The sequence below is a fragment of the Methylobacterium sp. E-041 genome, assembly GCF_022829665.1.
Classification (GTDB): domain Bacteria; phylum Pseudomonadota; class Alphaproteobacteria; order Rhizobiales; family Beijerinckiaceae; genus Methylobacterium.
Window position 1 is genome coordinate 1 of record NZ_JAKSYQ010000079.1, and the last position, 301, is coordinate 301.

General features: G+C 61.1%; 1 protein-coding gene. It reads left to right on the plus strand.

Annotated features, from left to right (window positions below; translation table 11 throughout):
* Nucleotides 1-102 precede the first annotated feature (102 nt).
* Nucleotides 103-301 (plus strand): hypothetical protein (locus tag MKK70_RS07885; protein ID WP_243946718.1); only part of this gene is annotated, 199 nt, incomplete at its 3' end.

Consider the following 301-nt stretch of genomic DNA (forward strand, 5'->3'; position numbering starts at 1 on the left):
GGGACGCCACGTGTGCAGCCTGGACTTCACCGATGTCCGGTTGGAACGGCGGGGGGCATAGGCCGAGAGGAGGGCGCGATGGGGATGTAGACGACGTTCGTGGTGCAGACGTTGATCGTCAAGAGCAAGCGCGTGATGCCGGTCGACCTCATGGTGTTGCCGATCGAGAGCGGAGCGCTTAAGAGGCAGGAATCTATGTCCGGGAGTATTCCCGTTTCTCCGCTGCCCAAGGTGGTGGCCTACGACGGGATCGGTGTTATGGAACTCGCGAAGTTCACGGCTAGTGTCGTGGCGTTAGCCT